General features: G+C 72.7%; 10 protein-coding genes and 1 pseudogene. 7 read left to right on the forward strand and 4 right to left on the reverse strand.

Annotated elements, in window-relative coordinates; genetic code table 11:
- Both GA0115242_RS32575 and GA0115242_RS32580 read right to left on the reverse strand, forming a co-directional pair.
- Positions 1-387: pseudogene (locus GA0115242_RS32575) on the reverse strand (molybdopterin-binding oxidoreductase); the annotation flags it as partial.
- Positions 388-889: 502 nt separating this feature from the next.
- A complete protein-coding gene (locus tag GA0115242_RS32580; RefSeq protein ID WP_093834950.1) occupies positions 890-1,204 on the reverse strand; it encodes a hypothetical protein in 315 nt (104 codons plus the stop codon).
- 337 nt (positions 1,205-1,541) lie between these two features.
- Here GA0115242_RS32580 and GA0115242_RS32585 point away from each other — a divergent pair, with 337 nt between their 5' ends.
- The 5 genes from GA0115242_RS32585 (at position 1,542) to GA0115242_RS32605 (ending at position 15,216) form a co-directional block, all read left to right on the forward strand.
- The gene (locus GA0115242_RS32585; protein WP_093834952.1) at positions 1,542-11,996 is read left to right on the forward strand and encodes a non-ribosomal peptide synthetase; all 10,455 of its coding nucleotides are present in this window, start codon (positions 1,542-1,544) and stop codon (positions 11,994-11,996) included.
- A gap of 104 nt (positions 11,997-12,100) precedes the next feature.
- A complete protein-coding gene (locus GA0115242_RS32590; protein ID WP_093834954.1) occupies positions 12,101-12,304 on the forward strand; it encodes an MbtH family protein in 204 nt (67 codons plus the stop codon).
- A gap of 95 nt (positions 12,305-12,399) precedes the next feature.
- On the forward strand, positions 12,400-13,473 hold the full coding sequence (locus GA0115242_RS32595; protein ID WP_093834956.1) for an ATP-binding cassette domain-containing protein: 1,074 nt from the start codon (positions 12,400-12,402) through the stop codon (positions 13,471-13,473).
- Positions 13,461-14,291: an ABC transporter permease gene (locus tag GA0115242_RS32600; RefSeq protein ID WP_093834958.1), complete on the forward strand. Its 831-nt coding sequence runs from the start codon at positions 13,461-13,463 to the stop codon at positions 14,289-14,291. Before GA0115242_RS32595 ends, GA0115242_RS32600 begins: the two co-directional genes overlap by 13 nt.
- 286 nt (positions 14,292-14,577) lie before the next feature.
- The gene (locus GA0115242_RS32605) at positions 14,578-15,216 is read left to right on the forward strand and encodes a hypothetical protein (RefSeq protein WP_176729952.1); all 639 of its coding nucleotides are present in this window, start codon (positions 14,578-14,580) and stop codon (positions 15,214-15,216) included.
- 1,137 nt (positions 15,217-16,353) lie between these two features.
- On the opposite strand, the gene GA0115242_RS32610 is transcribed toward GA0115242_RS32605, so the two are convergent.
- Positions 16,354-17,193 carry a helix-turn-helix transcriptional regulator gene (locus tag GA0115242_RS32610; RefSeq protein WP_093834960.1) on the reverse strand — a complete coding sequence of 280 codons (840 nt, stop codon included), beginning with the start codon at positions 17,191-17,193 and terminating at the stop codon, positions 16,354-16,356.
- A gap of 274 nt (positions 17,194-17,467) precedes the next feature.
- Here GA0115242_RS32610 and GA0115242_RS32615 point away from each other — a divergent pair, with 274 nt between their 5' ends.
- Entirely contained in the window at positions 17,468-18,412 is a 945-nt protein-coding gene (locus tag GA0115242_RS32615; RefSeq protein ID WP_093834962.1) for an SDR family oxidoreductase, read from the forward strand.
- A 72-nt stretch (positions 18,413-18,484) separates the two neighbouring features.
- Here the strand turns inward: GA0115242_RS32615 and GA0115242_RS32620 are convergent, their stop codons facing one another.
- Positions 18,485-19,903 (reverse strand): hypothetical protein, encoded by a 1,419-nt coding sequence (locus tag GA0115242_RS32620; RefSeq protein ID WP_256089809.1) that lies wholly within the window; start codon positions 19,901-19,903, stop codon positions 18,485-18,487.
- 113 nt (positions 19,904-20,016) lie between these two features.
- Here GA0115242_RS32620 and GA0115242_RS32625 point away from each other — a divergent pair, with 113 nt between their 5' ends.
- Entirely contained in the window at positions 20,017-21,297 is a 1,281-nt protein-coding gene (locus GA0115242_RS32625) for a molybdopterin-dependent oxidoreductase (RefSeq protein WP_093834964.1), read from the forward strand.
- Positions 21,298-21,509: the final 212 nt, after the last annotated feature.

Consider the following 21,509-nt stretch of genomic DNA (forward strand, 5'->3'; position numbering starts at 1 on the left):
AAGGCCCGTCGAGTCGGGCCTGCTCGTGGCGGCCGCGGCACCGACCACACCGAAGGCCAGCACACCGGCCGAACCGATGACCCGCCACCGCGCGGCCAACGCCCCGAGAACCAGGGCGAGAACGGTCAGCACGGCGAGGATGCCGAGCTGCAGAACGAGCTTGTCGTTCGTGCCGAAGTTCCGGATGGCCCAGTCCTTCACACCGGACGGTGTACGGTCGATCGCCGCCCCGCCGACCGCGATGACCGGCCCCGACTCCGGCCGCACCGCCGCGGAGACCAACTCGGCCACCGCGATGGCCGCGTATCCCGCGAGGAGACCGCTCAGGGCGCCGAGGGACAGGCGTGTGATACCGGGCAGCGGCTGGGGTCGTACGTCGAGGTCCATGACCGGAATCCGTCCCGGTGGCGCCCCCGGATTGGTCCTTCACGCCATTTGTGGTGGAAGCGGAGAGCGCCGACCTCCCCGCGGGACCAGCGATCCGCGTCCCGGCTCCCGGTGACGACGACCTCCGGCGAGGGGGGGCCTGTGCGCCGCTGGGGATGCCCCGCCCGGCGTCGGGGATCGCTCGCCGAGTCCGCACACGCCTTCGGCGTACTCCGTGCGGACGGTTGGCGGTGGACAGGCGCGGAGAGCGCCCTGGTGGGTCGCCGACGGCCTGGAACTGTTCCCCGCGTGCACGTCCGGCCCGATCCGGTCGGCGCCCGACTTCGACAGTGCGGGGAGGAGCAGTTGGCGCGTCGTCGGCTTCGTGCGCCTCATCCCGCCCCGGCGCGCGCTCCCGTTCACGCCATGACGGTCCCGGATGTCCGGCGGTCCCGCGGCGGCGGGGCCGGCTCCACGTGCCGAGCCGGCCCCGCCGCCGAGCCTTACGGAGCCCTCCCGGGCTTCAGGACCGCAACTCGCAGACGGAGAGCAGGCAGAGGTTGCCGCCCTGTACGAGGCCGACCCCACCGCCGTCGCCGCTGTCGGAACCGGTCGAACAACGCGACAGCAGGCACAGGTTGAAGCCCTGGGTGCCGCGGTAGCCGGCCGGAGCCGGAGCGGCCCGCTGCACGGTTGCCTCTTGCCGGGACACCGCGCTCGACGTCTGTCCCGAGCCGGTCTGGGCCGACGCGGCCGTGGCGCCGGTGAGGCTCAGGGCCAGCACACTTCCGGCCACGGCTATGCCGCGTAGTGACGCGGCCAATCCTGGACGCTGCATCTGGAGTCTCTCCTCTGTGTTCTGTTGCGGCGACGATGTCGACCGTGCGCCGCGCTTGACCGTATTGATCCGTAACCCTCATCGGGCCCGGATGGGTGTGCGATGCCAATGAGCCATTAGGTGACCGGAATTGCCCTGCCCTTGGCATGAAGGAGACCTACGGCACACCGGAAACACATCGTGTGTCGGATCACGCACCAATCCGCAGACCCCGTGCGTCTCGGATCAACCACGGAAAGCGGTGCGGCGGTGAATTCGCGTCCGCACCGGTCCGATGTGAGATCGAGAGGGTGGTCAACGGTGTCGGCACACGTCGCATTCGTCATGGGGTGGGCACATGACTGAGCAGGCCACCGTCCGGCTGCCGCTGACGGCAGCACAGGAATCCCTCTGGTTCGCTCACCACCTGCGACCGCTGAGCACCGACTTCACGATCGCTGAATATGTCGATATCGAGGGGCAGTTGGACATCGCCCTGCTGCGCCGGTCGGTGACTCGGGTCTCTCAGGACTGCGACGCCCTCCGCACGACGATCACCGACGCCGCGAGCGACGGGACGGCTGTCCAGTACGTGGCGCAGGGCCCCGCTCTCGACGTCGCTCTCGTCGACCTGTCCGCGAACGTGAACGGTGAAGCGGACGCCCACCGGGCGATGCTGCATGGCCTGCGCACGCCCATCGACGTCACGCGGGGGCCGGTGACGGACCTCACTCTGTACCGGCTGTCGCCCGCACGCCACCTGCTGTCTCTGCGCACCCACCATCTGGTGCTGGACGGCTACGGCGCCGCTGTGGCCCTCGGCCGGATCGCCGAGGCGTACAGCCTTCTCGCCGCTGGAGAGGATCTCGCGGCTGACCCGCTCCCGCTCGGGCCGCTGGTCGCGGAGGCGCAGGCGTACGCGCGGTCGACCGAGTACGCCGAGGACAGGGACTACTGGCGCGGCCTGCTGAACGGCGCGCCCCCGGCCGAGCGGCTCACCGACCGCTCCGGGCTTCCCGGTGCGGAGGTGCTGCGGCAGTCGGCCGTGCTGGACGGCGAGCGTTGGCAGCGGCTGCGGGACGGCGCCCGGCGGGGCCGGGTGGCGTGGCCGACGCTGTTCGTCGCCGGGACGGCCGCCTACACACACCGGATGCGTGGCGCCCAGGACCTGCTTCTCGGCATGCCGGTGACCGGTCGGCGGAGCCGGATCGCGCGGCGGACGCCGGGAATGATGTCCCAGATCGTCCCCCTCAGGCTGCGCATGAACCCCGCGGACTCCGTGCAGGACCTGCTGCGTCAGGTGACGACCGCCATGCGCGGCGCGCTGCGGCACCAGCGTTTCCCCGCGGAGGAAATGCGCCGTGAACGCGGCCTGGTCAGGGGCGACGCCCTGGTGGGGCCGTCAGTGAACGTGCTGGCCTTCGACGAGAGCCTGCGGTTCGGGCCGGCGTCCGGCGCCTTGCACAACCTGTCGCTCGGTCCGGTGGAGGACCTCACGCTGGCCGTGCATCCGGCCGCCGGCGGTGCCGGAGCCCGCGTGGACGTCCTGGCCGACTCCGCCCGGTACGACGAGGCGTCCGCCGCCGGTCACCTGGAGCGGATCGTGCGGCTGACCGAGGCACTCGTCACCGACCTCGACCGACCGCTCAGCACTCTGGAACTCACCGGTCCGGAGGAGCGGGACCGCCTCCTGGCCATGGGACGGAGTACGCACGCCTCACCCGCCCGGGAAGCCGCCTCCGTCCCCGCCGCCGTGGCGGACGAGCCGACACTGCCTCAGGTGCTGGCCCGCCTCGCGAGGGAGACCCCCGACGCGCCTGCCGTCGAGGACGGAACGCGCACCCTCACCTTCGCCGAACTGGACCGGGCCGTCGACGTGGCCGCGTCGGCGTTGCGGGCCGACGGCGCCGGACCGGGCACGACGGTGGCCGTCGCGCTCCCGCGCTCGGTCGACACCGTCGTCGCCCCACTCGCCGTACTGCGCAGCGGCGCGGTCTATCTGCCGGTTGACGTCTCCTATCCGGACGAGCGCATCGCGTATCTGCTGTCCGACGCCCACCCCGTCATCCTGGTCTGCGCACCCGACGGCCGCGCCGCCCGCATGGCCCCCGACGGGACCGCCGTACGCGGCATGCCGCGCTCCCACGACACCGCCGGAGGCGCCGCTCCGGCCGCGCCCCGCCCCGAGGACCCCGCCTACCTCATCTACACGTCCGGTTCGACCGGACGCCCGAAGGGGGTGCTGGTCGAGCACAGGTCGATCTGCAACCTGCTGGCCCACCACCGTGAGGAGTCACACGCGAGCGCGGAACTGGCGGCGGGGCGTCGGCTCCGGGTGGCGCTGACCGCGGCCACGTCCTTCGACGCCTCCTGGGACCCGTTGCTGTGGATGCTGGGAGGCCACCATCTGCACATCGTGGACGACGTCACCCGCCGCGACCCGCAGGAACTGGTCGGGTTCCTGCACAGCGCACGGATCGACGTCATCGAGACCACCCCGAGCTTCCTCCAGCAGTTGCTGGCCGCGGGACTCACCGCCGGGGACCCCGCGTCGGACGCCCTGTCCCCCCACCGGCCCCTGGTCGTCGCGCTGGGGGGCGAGCCGGTCAACAGCGAGCTGTGGCAGCGGCTCCGCGCCGAGCGGGGCCTGCTGGCCTACAACTTCTACGGACCGACCGAGACGACGGTCGACGCCGTCACGGCCCTTGTCCGGGGAGCGGAGCCGGTCATCGGGCGCCCGGTCCGCGGTGCGCGCTCCTACGTACTCGACGCGGCCCTGCGACTGCTCCCGTGCGGGGTCACCGGTGAGCTCTACCTGGCGGGGGAGGGAGTGGCCCGTGGCTACGCCGGGCAGCCGGGGCTGACCGCCGACAGGTTCCTCGCGGACCCCTTCGGAGAGCCGGGGGCGCGGATGTACCGCACCGGTGACCTGGTGCGCTGGCACGAGAACGGCTCGCTGGAGTTCGCCGGCCGCAGCGACACCCAGATCAAGGTGCGCGGCCAGCGGGTCGAGACCGAGGAGATCGAGTCGGCGCTCACCGCGCTGCCCGGAGTCGTCCAGGCGGCGGTCGTCCTGCGCGGCGACGGCCTGGCCGAGGAGACCCTGGCGGCCTACCTCGTCCCGGCCGTGGACGAGGCGGGCGCGGAAGTACGGCACGACCTGCGCCCGGTCCGCGACGCGCTGGCGGCGGCGCTTCCGGCGTACATGGTGCCCTCGGCCTACGCGGTCACCGACCGGCTCCCTCTCACCCCGAACGGCAAGCTGGACACCGACGCACTGCCCCGAGCCGTGGCGGTCGCCGCGGGGAGCAGGACCCCGGCGCGTACCGCCACCGAGCGGGAGGTCGTCGCGTCGATGGCGGACCTTCTCGGTCTGGCCGAGGTCGGCCGGGATGACGACTTCTTCGCGCTCGGCGGCCACTCCCTGCTGGCCACCGCGCTGCTCACCGCCGTCGCCGAGCGTACCGGCGTCCGGTTGCCGGTACGGGCGCTCTTCGAGGCACCGACCGTCGCCGGGCTGGCCGCGTCGCTCGACGCACAGCGGGACGCGCCGCCGCACGGCATCGCCGACGACGGCCCGCACGGCTCGGCGCAACGCCCCGCGCGGCTGCCGCTCTCGGCGGCCCAGCACCGTATCTGGCTGCTGGAGCGCATGGGGGAGGGCGGTGACCGCTACCACATACCCGTCGCGCTCCGGCTGACCGGGGACCTCGACGTCCCCGCCCTCAAGGCTGCCTTCTCCGATCTGCTGGCACGGCACGAGAGCCTGCGCACGGTCTACCCGGAGGACGCGGAAGGACCGCACCAGGTCGTCCTGCCGGCCGATGACTGCGCCGTCGAGCTGCACGTCGCCCCCGTGACACCGGACGGCCGCCCCGGGGACCTTCCATCTCCCGACTTCGATCTCGCCCGGCGCCCTCCGGTGCACGCGACGCTGGCTCCCGTGGCGGAGCCCGCCGGCGACGCCGCGGACTCGTACCTCCTCGTGCTGACCCTTCATCACATCGTCACCGACGGCTGGTCGATGGGCCCCCTGGTCCGCGATCTCTGCACCGCCTACCGGGCCCGGACCGACGGCCACGCACCGCGATGGCAGCCGCTGCCCGCGCAGTACCCGGACTACGCCCTCGGTCAGCAGGCCCGTCTCGGCGACCGGGAGGACCCGGACTCGCTCTCGGCACGGCAGCTGGCGCGGTCTCTGACCGCGCTGGAGGGCCTGCCGCCCGAACTGCCGCTCCCGCACGACCGCCCGCGACCGGAGCGCGCCACGTTCCGCGGCGGCCGGGTGCCGGTGGACCTGGACGCCGCCGAGCACCGCGCACTCGTCTCGCTGGCACGGGAGGCGGGGGTCACCCCGTTCATGGTGCTGCACGGGGTGCTCGCCGCCCTGCTGCACCGGCTCGGCGGCGGGGACGACATCGTCGTCGGCACCCCGGTGGCCGGACGCGACGACGAGAGGTTCCACGACGTCGTGGGGTTCTTCGTCAACACCCTGGTCCTGCGGGTCGACACCGGTGGCGACCCCTCCTTCCGGGAGCTGCTCGACCGGGTACGCACCACGGACCTGAACGCCTACAGCCGCCAGGACCTCCCGTTCGAGCAACTGGTCGAGGCGCTGGCACCCCAGCGGTCGCTCTCCCGGCACCCCCTCTTCCAGGTGATGCTCGCCCTCAACAACACCGTCGCTCCGCGGCTCGACCTGCCCGGCGTCGACACACAGCTGCTCCCACCCGAACAGAAGACCGCCAAGTTCGACCTGACCTGGGACTTCACGGAGCTGCACGGCGACGACGGCTCTCCTGCCGGGCTGACGGGCGAGGTGGAGTACAGCGCGGAACTCTTCGACGAGAGCACCGCACGCCGCTTCGCGGGCCATTTCCTCCGCCTGCTGCGGTCGGCGCTGGACGCACCCCAGGAACGGCTCGGAGCCCTGGAGATGCTCACGCGGGACCAGCGTCTCGCGGCCCTCGACCTCGGGACGCCGGACGATTCCGCGGAACCTGCGCACGAGCTGGTGCACAGTGTCTGCGACGTGCTGGAGACCCAGGCGGCGGTCACTCCGGCGTGCACCGCGGTGACCGACGGGCACAGCGCGGTCTCGTTCGGTGAGCTGACCGCCGAACTGCACGCGGTCGCCCGGCGGCTGACCGCCGCCGGAGTCCGCCCCGGCGATCGGGTCGCCGTCGCGCTGCCCCGCTCCACGCGCCAGATCGCGGCGGTTTTCGGCGTGCTGCGCGCCGCAGCCGTGTACGTCCCGCTCGACCCGTCGCACCCGGCCGAACGCAACGCCCGGATCCTCGACTCAGCACAGCCCGCGCTGCTGCTCACCGAACGTGCCGTCGCGCCCTCGCTCCCCGCCACCGGCACGCCCGTCCTGTGGCTGGAGGACACACCCGCGACCGGGCTCCCCGCCGGAGCGCTGCCGCCGGAGGGACCGCGGGGCGACGACCCCGCGTACGTGCTCTACACCTCCGGCTCCACCGGTCGGCCCAAGGGCGTGGTCGTCGAGCACCGGGCACTCGCCAACCTCCTGCGCCATCACGGACGTCGGCTGATCGAACCCGCTGAACGAGCCAACAACGGACGGCCCCTGCGGGTCGCCCTGACCGCCGCGGCGACCTTCGACGCCTCCTGGGACCCGATGCTGTGGATGGCCGCCGGCCACGAGCTGCACCTGGTGGACGACCTGGTCCGTCGTGATCCGGAAGCTCTGGTGCGGTTCCTGCACGAGCGGCGGATCGACGTGATCGAGACGACACCGTCCTTCCTCGAACAGCTCCGGCTCTGCGGCCTGTTCGCCCCCGGCCGGCCCTGGCCACGTGTCGTCGCGCTGGGCGGAGAACCGGTGCGCGACAAGCTGTGGGCCGAACTCGCGGAACTGCGCGGTGTGAGCGTGTGGAATCTGTACGGGCCGACGGAGGCGACCGTGGACAGCGTCGTCGCTCACGTCACCCCGGGTGGCGGCGCCACCATCGGCCACGCGGTGACCGGGATGCGCGCCCGCGTTCTGGACTCCAGGCTGGGCCCCACGCCGCCGGGCGTCACGGGCGAGCTGTACCTGGCCGGGGCCGGCGTGGCCCGGGGGTACGAGGGGGCGACGGGCCTGACCGCCGACCGGTTCCTCGCCGACCCCTACGGTCCCGCAGGCAGCCGGATGTACCGCACCGGCGACCTGGTACGCCGACGGCCGGACCACTCCCTCGTCTTCGTGGGCCGCACGGACTCCCAGGTGAAGGTCCGTGGATTCCGCGTCGAGACGGGCGAGGTGGAGGCCGCGCTCACCTCGCACCCCGCCGTGCGCCAGGCCGTGGTGAGCGTCCGCGAGACCGCCGACGGCGGCGCCCTGACCGCCTGGGCCGTCCCGGAGACCGGCACGGAGCCGACCCCCGCACACCTGCGCTCGTTCCTCGGTGACCGCCTCCCCGCCTACATGACCCCCTCCCGGCTCACCCTGGTGCCGGACATCCCGCTGACCGTGCACGGCAAGACCGATTTCGCCGCGCTCCCGGACCCCGGACACGAGGAACAGGAACAGGGCGAGCGCCCCCGCACCCCGCAGGAGGAGATCCTCTGCGCGCTGTTCGCCGAATGCCTCGGCACCGGCCCGGTCAGCCGCGACGCGGACTTCTTCGCGCTCGGCGGCCACTCCCTGCTGGCCACCCGCGTCGTCAACCGCGTACGGAACGCCTTCGGCGCCGAGATCTCCGTCCGCGCGCTGTTCGAGGACCCCACCCCCGCCGGACTGGCCAGGCGCCTCACCGGTACCTCGCACCGCCGCCCGTCGCTCGCGGCCCGGCCGGACCGGCCGGCGGACCTGCCTCTCTCGTTCGCGCAGCACCGGTTGTGGTTCCTGAACCGGATGCGATCCGACGACGCCTCCTACAACCTGCCGATGGCCGTCAGCCTGCGGGGACGACTCGACGCGGACGCGCTGCGCGGCGCGCTGGGCGACGTGGTGGCCAGGCACGAGAGTCTGCGCACGGTCTTCCGGGAGGAGTCGGGGCGAACCGGCTCTCCGGTTCAGCGTGTCCTGTCTCCCGGTGAGAGCCGCCCCATCCTCACCGTCACGCACACCACGCCCGAGCAGGTACCGCACCTGCTGGTCGAGGCGGCCCGCGAGGGATTCGACCTCGGCCGTGACCTGCCGCTGCGCGCCGAACTGCTGCGAACCGGCGCCGACGAGCATGTTCTCCTGCTCACGGTCCATCACATCGCCGCCGACGGCTGGTCCATGGGCCCGCTGGCCCAGGACCTCGCCGCCGCGTACGCCGCGCGGTCGTTCGGCCGCCCGCCGGAGTGGAGCCCCCTGCCGGTCCAGTACGCCGACTACGCCATGTGGCAGCGGGATCTCCTCGGCAGCCCTGACGACCCGGACAGCCTGCACGCGCGTCAACTTGCTCACTGGAGAGCCGTGTTGGCCGGTGCTCCGGCCGAACTGGCGCTGCCCGCCGACCGGCCGCGGCCGGACCTCGCCTCGGGACGGGGCGGCAACGTCACCCTCCCGCTCACCGAGGAGGACGGGCGCCGCCTCGCGGAGCTGGCCCGTGGCGAGGGTGCCAGCACGTTCATGGCGTTGCACGCCGTACTCGCAGCGCTGCTGGACCGGCACGGCGCCGGGGAGGACATCGTCGTGGGTACCCCGGTCGCCGGCCGTACCGACGAGGCCCTCGCCGGACTGGTGGGCTTCTTCGTCAACACGCTGACCCTGCGCGTGCGCACCGACGGGGACCCGGACTTCCGCACCCTGCTGGCGCGGGCCCGGGAGACCGACCTGGCCGCCTACGCACACCAGGATCTGCCGTTCGAGTCGCTCGTGGAACACCTGTCGCCCCCGCGGTCGCTCTCCCGGCACCCGCTGTTCCAGGTCATGCTCTCCCTCAACAACGCCGGTCGTCCGGCCCTCGATCTGCCCGGCCTGCACGCCGAGGTGCGGGGGGTGGACACGGCCGCGGCCAAGTTCGACCTGTCGTTCAACTTCTCCGAGCAGTCCGCCGACGGAGGACTCACCGGCGAGCTGGAGTTCGCCCGCGACCTCTTCGACACCCCCACGGCGCAGGGCCTGGCCGAGTCCTTCGTGACCCTGCTCCGGCTCGTCCTGGCGGACCCCGACGCCGCACTGTCCGGCCGCGACCCGCTGGACCCGGCCAGGCAGGCCGACCCGCACGACGGCGGACCGGCGCAGCGGGTCCTTTCCCGGCACCCGACCGTGGTCGCCGGGTTCGAGGCCGCGGCCGCCGCGGCACGCAGCGGCGACATCGCGGTGCGCTGCGGAGCCCACGCGCTCTCGTTCGCCGAGCTGTCCCGGGACAGCGCCCGCCTCGCCCGTCTGCTGCGCGCCCATGGCGTGGGACCGGAGCGGACGGTCGCCGTGGTCCTGCCGCGCTCCGCCGATTCCCTGACCGCGCTGCTCGCCGTACTGACTGCTGGCGGCACCTACGCGCCACTCGACGACTCGCTCCCGCCCGCGAGGATGGAGGCCGTCCTGACAGACGCGCGGCCCACCCTGGTGCTGGCCACCGCGGCGACCGCGGGCACGATTCCCGACGGGACCTGGCGGACCGTCCTGCTCGACTCGGCCGGCATCCGCGCCGAGCTGGCCGGGTTCCCCGGCGAACCCTCACCGGACATGTCGCCCGGCCCCCGCGACGCGGCCTACGTACTGCACACGTCGGGCTCCACCGGACGCCCCAAGGGTGTCGTCGTGGAACACCGCTCCCTGGCGCAACTGTGGGAACACCACCGGCACGCCCTGTTCGAGCCCGCCCGCGCGGCGACCGGACGGCGCAGGCTGCGCGTGGCCCTCACCGCCTCGCTCTCCTTCGACGCGTCCTGGGACCCCGTCCTGTGGATGCTCGACGGCCACGAACTCGTGGTCGTCGACAACGACACCCGCCGTGACCCGGCGGCCCTCGTCCGGGCCGTGCGCGAGGAACGCATAGACGTCCTGGAGACCACCCCGAGCCACGTCGCCGCGCTGCTGGACGCCGGACTCTGCGACGAGGACGCCTCCGTGCACCGGCCGGCCGTGCTCGCCCTCGGCGGCGAGGCCGTGCCCCCCGCCCTGTGGCGGCGGCTGCGAGACGTCCCCGGTCTCACCGCGTGGAATCTCTACGGCCCCACCGAGGCCACCGTGGACACCCTGTACGCGCCGCTGGACGACACCGAACGGCCCGTACTCGGGGGTCCGGTCGCCGGGACCCGCTGCTACGTCCTGGACCGCTTCCTGCGCCCGGCCGCGCCGAACGCGATCGGCGAGCTGTATCTCGCGGGCACGAGTCTGGCCCGCGGCTACCTCGGACGGCCCGCGGAGACCGCCGCACGTTTCGTGCCGGACCCGTTCGGCCCGCCGGGCGAACGGATGTATCGCACCGGAGACCTCGTGCGCCGCACCATGGACGGGCGCCTGGAGTATCTCGGCCGCGCGGACGGCCAGTTGAAGGTACGCGGATTCCGGGTGGAACCGGTCGAGATCGTCGCGGCCCTGGAGCGGCAGCCAGGCATATCCCGGGCGGCCGTCGCCCTCCGGCCCGTTGGCGCGAAGGACGCCCACGGCACCACGCAACTGGTCGCCTACGTGGTGGCCGAGGACGGCACGCAGACCGCGGACCGCGCGGCGCTGCGCGCGGCCCTGACGGCCGAACTTCCCGGGTACATGGTCCCCGCCGCGTTCGTCGGCCTCGAAGCGCTCCCCCTCAACCCGAGCGGCAAGCTCGACGGCGACGCGCTCCCGACGCCGGGCGAGGAACACCTGGCACGCGGGGCGGGCCGAGCCCCGGCCGGACCGCGCGAGGACCTGCTGTGCGCCCTGTTCGCCGAGGCCCTGGGCATCGAACAGTGCTGGGCCGACGACGACTTCTTCACCCTGGGCGGCCATTCCCTGCTCGCCGCACGTCTGCTCGCCCGTGTCCGGGAGGCCACCGGAACCGAACTCGGCATCAGGGAACTCTTCGAGGAACCGACCCCGGCCGGCCTCGCGAGCGCCCTCGCGGCCCGCGAGACGGGATCAGGCACCGGTCGGGCGGGCGCCGACCTGGCCTGTCTGCTGCCGCTGCGGGTCAACGGCAGCCTCCCTCCCCTGTTCTGCGTACATCCCGCAGGCGGGCTGGCGTGGTCCTACGCGGGTCTGCTCCAGCACGTCGCCGGGCGGCCGGTCTACGGGCTCCAGACACCCAACCTGGACGGCTCCCACCCCTTCCCGGACAGCATCGAGGCGATGGCGGTCCACTACACGGCGCAGTTGCGCACAGTGCAGCCGCACGGCCCCTACCGGCTGCTCGGCTGGTCCTTCGGCGGCAACCTCGTCCAGGAGATCGCGGTCCAGCTCCAGGAAGCCGGCGAGGAGGTCGCGCTGCTGGCCGTCATGGACGCCTTCCCCGTGCCACCCGCCGACGGGTTGGAGGACGCGGGCCGCGAGGTCGTCTTCCGTGCCCTGCTGACCGCCCTGGGAGTCGACCTGTCCGCCTGGGACACCACCGCACCACTGGACGCGACAGCCGTTCGGGACGCGCTTCATGACACCGGCAGCCCCCTCGGCGCGCTGCCTCCGGAGGCCATCGAGACCATGGTCGGCAACTTCGCCGCCCAGGCCCGGCTCATGCGCACGTACGCCCCGAGGACGTTCCACGGGGACGTGCTCTTCTTTCGCGCGATGGAGGAGGACCCCACCAACGGCCTCACCCCGGAGCTCTGGGCCCCGCATGTCGACGGCGCTCTCGTGGTGCACGACGTGCCGTGCGGGCACGCCCAGATGCTCCGCCCCGACGCGCGCGCCCTCATCGGTCCCGTCCTCGACGCGGCGCTCCGCGCCACCTGAAACCAGCCACCAAGGGGCGACCGGCCCGGGTCGAGCCGTCCAGGCGGCGCGCGCGGCGTTCGGTCGCCCCTCCCCCCACCGCCAAGACAGGAGACATCCGCACCATGACCAACCCGTTCGACAACCCCGCCGTCCAGCACCGCGTCCTGGTCAACGACGAGGGCCAGCACTCCCTGTGGCCCGAGTTCGCCGACATCCCCGACGGCTGGCGACCCGTCCACGGACCCGCGACCCGCGAGGCGTGCATCGCCTACGTCGACGCGCACTGGACGGACCTCACTCCCCGCAGCGCCCTGGCCGCGCGATGAACACGTCCGGAGTGAACCCGGCCGGACCTCTCCGGCAGCCACTGCCCCCGCAGGGGGACGCCGGCCGGGGGCCGGTGTCCTGCGGTGAACAGGACATGATCGTCGCCGAGGGCCTCACCCGCAGTTTCGGCGACCGTCAGGCGCTCGCGGGCATAGACCTGCGGGCCCCGGCGGGCACCGTGCTCAGCCTGCTCGGCCCCAACGGCGCGGGAAAGACCACCACGGTACGTATCCTGACCACGCTGCTGCGCCCGGACGGAGGCCGCGCCACCGTCGCGGGGCACGACGTCGGCGACGCCCCCGAAGCCGTACGTGAACGCATCGGGCTGTCCGGCCAGTACGCCGCCGTCGATGAACGCCTGACCGCGCGCGAGAACCTCTACCTCATCGCCCGTCTGTACGGCATGAGCCGCAGGACCGCCCGCCGCCGTACCGGTGACCTGCTCGACCGGTTCGCGCTCACCGAGGCCGCGGACCGGCCCAGTGGGAATTTCTCCGGTGGCATGCGCCGCCGACTGGACCTCGCGGGTGCCCTGACCGCACGGCCCGCCGTCGTCTTCCTGGACGAGCCCACCACCGGTCTCGACCCGCGCGGCCGGGCCGACACCTGGCAGGCCGTGGAGGACCTGGTGGCGGACGGCACCACCGTCCTGCTCACGACGCAGTACCTGGAGGAGGCCGACCGGCTGGCGGACTCCATCGTCGTCGTCGACCACGGCCGCGTCATAGCCCGGGGCACGGCGAACGAGCTGAAGGACGCTGTCGGAGGCGAGCGGATCACCCTCCGCCCGGCGGAACCCCGGGCCGTGGGCGCCATCGCTGAGGTGCTGGCCTCGTTGGGCCCCTACCGACCGGAGACGGACCGGCGGACCGGCAAGGTCTCGGTGGCCACCGACCACGGCGCTGCGGCGCTGCAACGCGCGCTCGCCGCGTTGCAGGCGGCCCACCTCGACGTGCGGGACGTATCGCTCGCGCCCCCCACCCTCGACGACGTCTTCCTGGCCCTGACCGGCAGACCGCGGTCCGCCGACGACCCACCCGCGCAGGAACCCGGTCCGCCGGTACAGGACCACGCGGACGGTCCTGAGCGCGAGCCCGGTGAGCACCACGGAGCCGGCACCCGACAGCACGCCGCACACCGGAGGGGAGCCCCCGCATGGCGACCGTGAACCTGACCGCTCACAAGCCGACCGGACCGGTCGGCACCATCCGCGACGGACTGCTGATCGCCGAGCGCAACCTCCTCAACCTGCGCCGCACCCCCGGAGCCGTCGTCGCCGCGCTCGTCCAGCCCCTGATGTTCGTCCTGCTGCTCGCCTACGTCTTCGGCGGCAGCCTCGGAGGCGCGGAGTACCGCTCGTTCCTGATGGGCGGAATCTTCGCGCAGGCCGTCACCTTCAACGCCTCGTTCACGGCCATCGGCCTCGCGGCGGACATGGACAAGGGAATGGTCGACCGCTTCCGCGCACTGCCTATGCCACGTGGCTCGGTGATCCTGGGCCGCACCCTGTCCGACCTCACGATGAGCGCCGTCACGCTCACCGTCACCTCGCTGTGCGGCCTCCTGATCGGCTGGCGGTTGGAAGGCTCGGCCCTGGACGCCGTCGTCGCCTACGGCCTCGTCCTCCTCTTCGCGTTCGCCATGTCGTGGATCGGGGCGACGATCGGACTCATGGCACGGAGCGTCGAGGTCGCCCAGAGCGCGGGGCTCATCTGGCTCTTCCCCGTCACCTTCGTCTCGGGCGCCTTCGTCTCTGTCACGACGATGCCCGAGCCGCTGCGCACGATCGCCGAATGGAACCCGGTCTCCGCGACCGCGACCGCCGCCCGCTCCCTGTTCGGCAACCAGGCCCCGCCGGCGGTCGTCCCGCCGGACTCCTGGCCGGTCCAGCACGCGACCGCCTACGCGCTTCTGTGCGCATGCGCGATCATCGCCCTGTTCATGCCGCTCGCCGTCGCCCGCTATCGACGCATCGCCCGGGGCTGAACAGAACCATCAGATGTGAAGTGATGCTGCGTCAGGAAATGTGGTGCCGAGCCCGTACCGCAGACATGGTCATCCGTGCGGGACGTACCCGGAACCCGTGTCGCGTTGGCTCCCGCAACCCTCACCCAGGAGCGAGCGAAGCGCCTGCGACTGGACGGGCGAGCTGTCGATGTCCCTGGTCGGCGTCCAGGCGCGACAAGAGCACTGGGGAAGAGGAGCGAGGCCACCCACAGCGGTGGACCGCACCGCGTACGACTTCTGGGGCCGGCCGGGTACAGGAGTGGGCATGTTCCTCGGGGCGCTTGGTGGAACGGGGCTGTTGGATCAGTTGCAGTCCTACGTGGAGCCGGGCGAGGACGAGTGCTGGACCGATCGCGAGGCACGGGAAGCCGCCGAACTCCTCTGCACTCAACAGGATGCCGACCCCGATGATGACGAGGAAGGGGTGGAAGGTGACATATCGCGGCGGAAGGTACGTGAGGACGCAGAGGCGCTGCGGGGCCTGATCTTCGCTCACTGGCGTGGCGCGGGACGGAGCCTGCATCGGGCCCGGACCGTCGTTGCTCACTTTCCCTGGCTGGAGGAGTGGGCGCAGCCGTCACTGACGGTCAAGACGCGGTATCTGGAGAGGCTTCGCGCTCAGGCGGCGCGGTTCGTCGACCTGGAGGAGCTTGTCGTGGCTGCTGCCGCAACGGCTCTCTCCGCGCCCGAGCTTCCGCTCGGGGATCCGGCTTTCGCCGTGCTCGGCGGCAACAGCCGGGTGTCCAGGGCGCCGGCGGATCTGTGGCGCCGGTGGCGGAGCGCGGCCGGGCGGCCCTGGGAAGGTCCGGGGACGCGTGCATTCCTTTCGTACGAGATTGTGCGAGGCATGCGCAGCAATCTCGGAAGGGTTACGACGAGGCCCGAGCCGCGGCTGCGCGTCTGATCGCCTCCTGGGAGGAAGAGGCCCAGGCCGCAGCGGTGCTGGCAGACCGGGCACCGAGATGCCGACTGGCGGCGCAGATTCCGGAAGCAACCGAAGCCGCCCCACGCCATAGGGAGCGGGATTTCCTGGATGGACTGGATACGTGGACGCTCGGTGTGCTGCGCACATGGACTGTTCATGCCGACTGGGGCAGAGGCGTCCTCACCTGCACGACTTCAAACGGCGACTCGACCGTGGGAGCGGAATCCCCGACACAGAGACCTCCATGGTGATCGCTCGCCTGGACGAACTGGCGGCCTGGCAGCCGGTGGATGAAGCAGAGTGGTGCGACAGCGATTCCTGGATATGGCAGGACACCATCCGCGAGCTCAGGCGGAGAGTCGCGTGATCTCATGCCGTGACCGGCCCTGGCGAACCCGCTTCCTGACCCGGCAGCGGTCCTCGAGTGTGTGTCGCGGATGCTCCGTCGGCGATGACACAGGCGTCTCTTCCGACTGGGCCGAAGGCTCGGCGAGGTTGATTTGGGGGCCAGCTCCGGGACCGGTGGTAGGTGCACGGATCTGCCTCCCGGTGTCGGCTGTGAGGAAGATCACGGGAAGGGGGGATAAGTGTTCCAGGGTCGAATCCAGCGGGGAGTCTGTACAAACTGGTGCGTGAGACGGGCCCCGACTTCGCGCTGTTCGATGGGCCCCTCGTCAAGTACCTCGGGGTCGGGCACAGCCGCGCCGAGTGCTCAGCCGGGGACCACCGCCTCGGAGCGGACGTCCAGGTCGGCGCTGTGGGGACCAGTTGGGGACCACACGGTGTGCGCGATGGTGCACGAGGAACCCTGTCTTGCACCTCGTACGCCCTGATTGAGGGTGGTAAATCCAGAAAACAACCGTGGCCCCTACTCCTGGGGGTCAAGGGGTCGCAGGTTCACATCCTGTCGTCCCGACTGGAGACAGTCGTTGTTCGAGGGCCGGTATCGGAGACATCCGATACCGGCCCTCGGTCGTTGCGGCAGCCCCGGTCGTCGACGCCGGTGTTGCGGATCGGGGCGGTGCCCGACCGGCCGTTCCCGCCGACCGACCGGCCGTTCCTTCTGGCCGCGGTCGCTCCGCGCGTCGTCCACGGGATGCGTCGGGGCCGTTCTGTCTACGGTCGGACCTGGGCGCCCAGTACCGAGAGAAGCTGCAGTTTCTCGTGGCTCTCGGTGCCGGGAACGGCTGTGTAGACGAGAAGCAGATGCGGCTGCGCGGGGTCGAGCAGGGACTGGCAGGAGAGTTCCATGGGGCCGACGACGGGGTGGACGAAGTTCTTGGTCTCCTTGGGGCGGATGCCGACCTCGTGCCGGTTCCATGTCCGCAGGAACTCCTCGCTGCGGTCCGTGAGCAGGTCGACGTACGCGGCCGCGCGGGAGCCGGGACCCCGTTGGGCGGCGACCGAGCGCAGGCCGGAGACGAACATGCGGCCGAGGAAGTCGTGGTCGGCCGGAGCGTAGAGCCGCCGTACGGCGGGGTCGGTGAACCAGCGGTAGCCCAGGCTGCGGTCGGGCCCGGTGTACGCGGTGAGGTCGCCGGTGAGCGCGACGCCGAGCGGAGTCTGCCGCAGCGTCTCGCCCAGCTCGGTCACGATCTCCGCGGGGGTGTCGTGCAGCCGGTCGAGGATCCGCAGCAGGCCGGGGCTGATGTGTTCGCTGTCCGCCCCTCGCGCCGGCGGGGTGTGACCGGCGAGCCGGAAGAGGTGGTCCCGTTCGTCGAGGGAGAGGTGCAGGCCCTGCGCGATCGACGCGATCATCTGTGTCGAGGGCCGTGGTCCGCGCTCCCGCTCCAGCCTCGCGTAGTAGTCGGTCGACATGTGGCAGAGGGCGGCCACCTCCTCCCGCCGCAGCCCGCTGGTGCGGCGCCGCCGGCCGCGGTGCAGGCCGACGTCCTCGGGTTGCAGCGATTCCCGGCGACGGCGCAGGAACTCCGCCAGCCCAGCCCGATCGATCACCTCTCCACCTCCCTGCGCGTCTTTCTACCGTTCCGCCGCTCCGGTATCCACTGATCGCCGATCCCCCCTTGGCGGATCGGGGACGGGGTCGTCCCGCAGCCATCGGTCACGGCGGCAGCGGGGTGCGGGCGGTGCCGTCTGCCCGCCGGCACGGTTCCGGCGGTGTGCCGGAGCGGATCCTCGCCCTCCTGATCAGTGGATCGGCAGGCCCTGAACAGCGGCGGCCTCTTCCGCGACAGTGAAGGAACCCCGACACCCGCACCAGGAGGCGACCGTGCCCCGCGCACCCATCGACATCACCGTTCCCGACCTGCGCGGCAGGCGCGCCCTGGTGACCGGAGCCAGCGACGGAGTGGGGTTCGGCCTCGCGCTGCGGCTCGCCGCGGCCGGAGCGAGCGTCCTCATGCCGGTCCGTGACCCGCGCAAGGGCGAGACCGCTCTCGCGGCGATCCGGGAGCGGGTCCCGCACGCGGACGTGCGTCTGCACAGCCTGGATCTGGCGTCCCTCTCCTCCGTCGCCGCGCTGGGCGAGGAGCTGCTGGAAGAGGACCTTCCCCTGCACATCCTGATCAACAACGCCGGTGTCATGACGCCTCCCGAGAGGAAGGTCACCGAGGACGGCGTCGAGTTGCAGTTCGGCACGAACTTCCTCGGCCACTTCGCCCTGGTCGCCCGTCTGCTGCCGCTGCTGCGGTCGGGACGGGCCCGCGTCACCTCGCAGATCAGCGTGGCGGCCAACCGGGGCTCCGTCCACTGGGACGACCTGAACTGGGAACGCCGTTACGACGCCATGAGGGCGTACGGGCAGTCGAAGGTCGCTCTCGGCCTCTTCGGAATCGAGTTGAACCGCCGGAGCGGGACGGAAGGGTGGGGCGTCACCAGCAACCTCGCCCATCCCGGTGTGGCACCGACGAGCCTGCTCTCCGCCCGCCCCGAGATCGGCCGCGACCGGGAGACCGCGGGCCGCAGGATCATCAAGGCGCTCTCCTCCCGCGGCATCCTGCTCGGCACGGTGGAGTCCGCCAAGCTCCCCGCCCTGTACGCGGCGACCTCTCCCGACGCGGAACCGGGCGGCTTCTACGGTCCGAACGGCCCCGGCCACCTCGGGGGGCCGCCCGCCGCGCAGAAGCTCTACTCCAGCCTGCGGAGCCCCGAGGAGGCACGGCGCGTCTGGCGGGCGGCCGAGGACCGCACGGGCACATCGTTCAGCGGGAGCTGACCCGGAGCGCCCGTGCGGTCCCGCGGGACCGGGGCCGGGCCGGTGACCCGGGGCGGAACGCACCGCCCCGGCTCACCAGCCCGTCAGCAGCAGGTGGTTGAGGAGCAGGGCGAGGACCGCCTGCGCGGCGAGCCAGCCGCGCGGTGAGGCGAGCAGCGCGCCCGCGGGCAGCAGCCACATCGCGAACGGCAGCCAGATGCGTTCCGTCTCGGCCTTGCTCATGCCGGACAGGTCCGCGACCAGCACGGCCAGCAGGGCGGCTCCCAGCAGCACGGCCAGCCGCAGGGACTCGGGGCGCGGGCCCCGCGCGTCCTCCGCCGGGGGCACGGACTCCGGGCCCGTGCCGCCACCTGTGCGCCGGGCCGCCCCGCCCCCGGTGACCGCCGCCCGCCGCAGACCCGCCACTGTGGCCGGTCCGGTGATCAGGGCCGCGCAGGCGAGGTTCGCCCACACCCAGTACCCGTACGGCCGGACACCCCCCGCGCCCTCGTGGTAGCGGGTCACCAGCAGCCGGTACCCCTCCCACCAGTCGAAGCCGAGGAGCGTGAACACGGCGGGGACCACGGCGAGTCCGGCGAGGACGAGGGGGAGGGGCGCCGTCCTGCGGTGGTCGAGGAGCAGCACCGCCCCCGCGATCAGCGCGAACAGGGTCAGCCCGTAGGAGAGGTACGCGGTGAGCCCGAGCAGCAGCCCGGAGAGGAAGCCGGTCGCGCGGGGCCGGTACCCGGTCACGGCCAGGGCCAGGAACGCGACCGACCAGGCCGCCACCGCCGCGAAGTAGCCGTCCGCCGAGGTGCCCGCCCACACGGCCGCCGGTGCGAGGACGAGGAACGGGGCCGCCCGTCTGGCCGACCGCTCACCGCAGAGCCGCCACACGGCGACCAGCACCGCCACCGGAGCCGTCGCGCCCACGGTGACGCACCAGACCCCGGCCCAGCCCCCGCCGCCCAGGCCCACCCGGTCGAGCAGGACGAAGGTGACGGTGGCCGCGGGCGGGTGCCCGGCGACATGGGCGGGCCAGTTGCCGGGGGAGTGCAGCAGGATGTGCCGGGTGAAGTCGCCGAGCGCGGCCGGTATGTCGTGGAAGCGGTCGATGACCTGGAGGTACTCGTTCCTGGTCGTCAGCCGTCCGGCGACGCCGGTGCGCCAGCCGTCGACCAGCGCGAGCGAGAACGTCCATGCCGTCGCGGTCGCCCACGCGGCGCACGCCAGAGCCCGTCGGCCCAGCCGCTCGGCGAGCCGCGGCCCGTGCGCGACGACCAGGACGGCGACCGCCACCGCCAGCGGGGTGCCCGGACCCAGGTGCGGGTCCCAACGGGCCAGCAGCGGGGGCCAGTCGACGAACAGGGACCCGTCGCGCCGCTCGATCACGGTGCCGACGACGGCGGCCACGGCGACCAGGAGAGCGGCGCCGCCCACCGCCGACAGGTCCGCCCGGAAGGCGCGGCGCGAGGACCGGTCGGCCGGGGGGTTCAGGAGATCGCGGTTCACGTCGTCACCGTAGGCCGGGACGCCCCGGCACCCCGTCCCACGAGGGCGGACGTCAGACTTTCGTCATGGTTCGCGGGCCCGGCCCGGGGCCTTTCGCGTCCTACGGTCGGGGCATGCCACGCCTTCCCTCCTCACCCGCCTTCTGGCGCAGTCCGGTGCGCGGTCCCTGGTTCACGTCGGTCCTCGGGCTCGTGCTGCTCGTCGGGATCGGCGTCCTGTTCGTGACGGGCCTGCTCTCGTACGCCGCCTACAACCCCGGCCTGGCAGGGGTCAACGACAAGACACCGGGCAAGGGCCTCCTCGGTCTCTACCTGTTCGCGTGGCCCACCCGGCCGGTCTGGCTGTACCGCCTCACCCAGGGCGCGCACGTGACGCTCGGCGTCACCCTGGTCCCGGTGCTGCTCGCCAAACTCTGGTCGGTGGTACCGAAGTTGTTCGCGCTGCCGCCGGTGCGCTCCCTCGCGCACGCCCTCGAACGCCTCTCGCTGCTCCTGCTGGTGGGCGGCGGACTCTTCGAGTTCACCACCGGCATCCTCAACATCCAGCTCGACTACGTCTTCCCGGGCTCCTTCTACCCGCTGCACTTCTACGGCGCGTGGGTCTTCTTCGCCGCCTTCCTCGCCCACGCCGCGCTCAAGACACCGGCCGCCCTGCGGAACCTGCGCGACCTGCGCGGCGAACACCGCACGCAGCAGGCGCAGTTGCCGGACCCCGGGCAGCACGCGGGCGCGCCCCGGGACGAGTTGACGTCCCCCGAACCCGGGCCGCCGACCGTCTCGCGGCGCGGTGCCCTCGGTGTCGTCGGGGGCGGCTCGCTGCTGCTGTTCGCCACGACCGCGGGCCGCGGGTTCGACGGGCCGCTGCGGGAGACGGCCCTGCTCGCCCCGCACGGCGGACCCGAACCGGGGGCAGGTCCGGGCGCCTTCCAGATCAACAAGACGGCCCGGGTCGCCGGCATCGACGCCCGGGAGACCGCGGAGGAGAACTGGCGCCTGGTGGTCGAGGGACGCGGCGGCACCGTCCGGCTGACCCGCGCCGAGCTGCTGCGACTGCCGCTGCACGGCGCCGAGTTGCCCATCGCCTGCGTGGAGGGCTGGTCGACCTCCGACCAGCCCTGGCGGGGCGTGCGGCTGCGGGACCTCGCCGCGCTCGTCGGCCACGACCCGGACCACGCGCCCGACGTGCTCGTCGAGTCGCTCCAGCGGCACGGCTCGTTCCGCCGGGCCGCGCTGCGCGCCAACCAGGTGCGCGATCCGCGGTCGCTGCTCGCCCTGTTCGTCGGGGGCGCGCCGCTGACCCCCGACCACGGCTATCCGGCGCGCGTCATCGTGCCCGCCGCGCCCGGCGTCCTCAACACCAAGTGGGTGGCCCGCATGACGTTCGGAGACCTGTGATGCGAAGGACCACCGCCGGACGGGCGGTCGGCAGCCCGTTCCGGATCCTGCTCCTCCTGTCGTCCTTCGCGCTCGCCGGGTACGCCGGGGTGCGGCTCCTCGACGGCCGCGGCACGGAGGTGGCGCTCTGGTTCGCGGGCGCCGCCCTGCTGCACGACCTGGTGCTGCTCCCGCTCTACGCGGGCGCCGACAGACTTCTCGCCCGGGGCCTG

Origin of the sequence: Streptomyces sp. SolWspMP-5a-2 (genome assembly GCF_900091845.1) — a bacterium.
Lineage (GTDB): Bacteria > Actinomycetota > Actinomycetes > Streptomycetales > Streptomycetaceae > Streptomyces > Streptomyces doudnae.

Bases quoted from the DNA above. Each gene is read 5' to 3' on its own strand.
- GA0115242_RS32600 (WP_093834958.1), top strand. From the start codon at position 13,461: ATGGCGACCGTGAACCTGACCGCTCACAAGCCGACCGGACCGGTCGGC.
- GA0115242_RS32625 (WP_093834964.1), top strand. From the start codon at position 20,017: ATGCCACGCCTTCCCTCCTCACCCGCCTTCTGGCGCAGTCCGGTGCGC.
- GA0115242_RS32590 (WP_093834954.1), top strand. From the start codon at position 12,101: ATGACCAACCCGTTCGACAACCCCGCCGTCCAGCACCGCGTCCTGGTC.
- GA0115242_RS32605 (WP_176729952.1), top strand. From the start codon at position 14,578: ATGTTCCTCGGGGCGCTTGGTGGAACGGGGCTGTTGGATCAGTTGCAG.
- GA0115242_RS32585 (WP_093834952.1), top strand. From the start codon at position 1,542: ATGACTGAGCAGGCCACCGTCCGGCTGCCGCTGACGGCAGCACAGGAA.
- GA0115242_RS32580 (WP_093834950.1), bottom strand. From the start codon at position 1,204: ATGCAGCGTCCAGGATTGGCCGCGTCACTACGCGGCATAGCCGTGGCC.
- GA0115242_RS32595 (WP_093834956.1), top strand. From the start codon at position 12,400: ATGATCGTCGCCGAGGGCCTCACCCGCAGTTTCGGCGACCGTCAGGCG.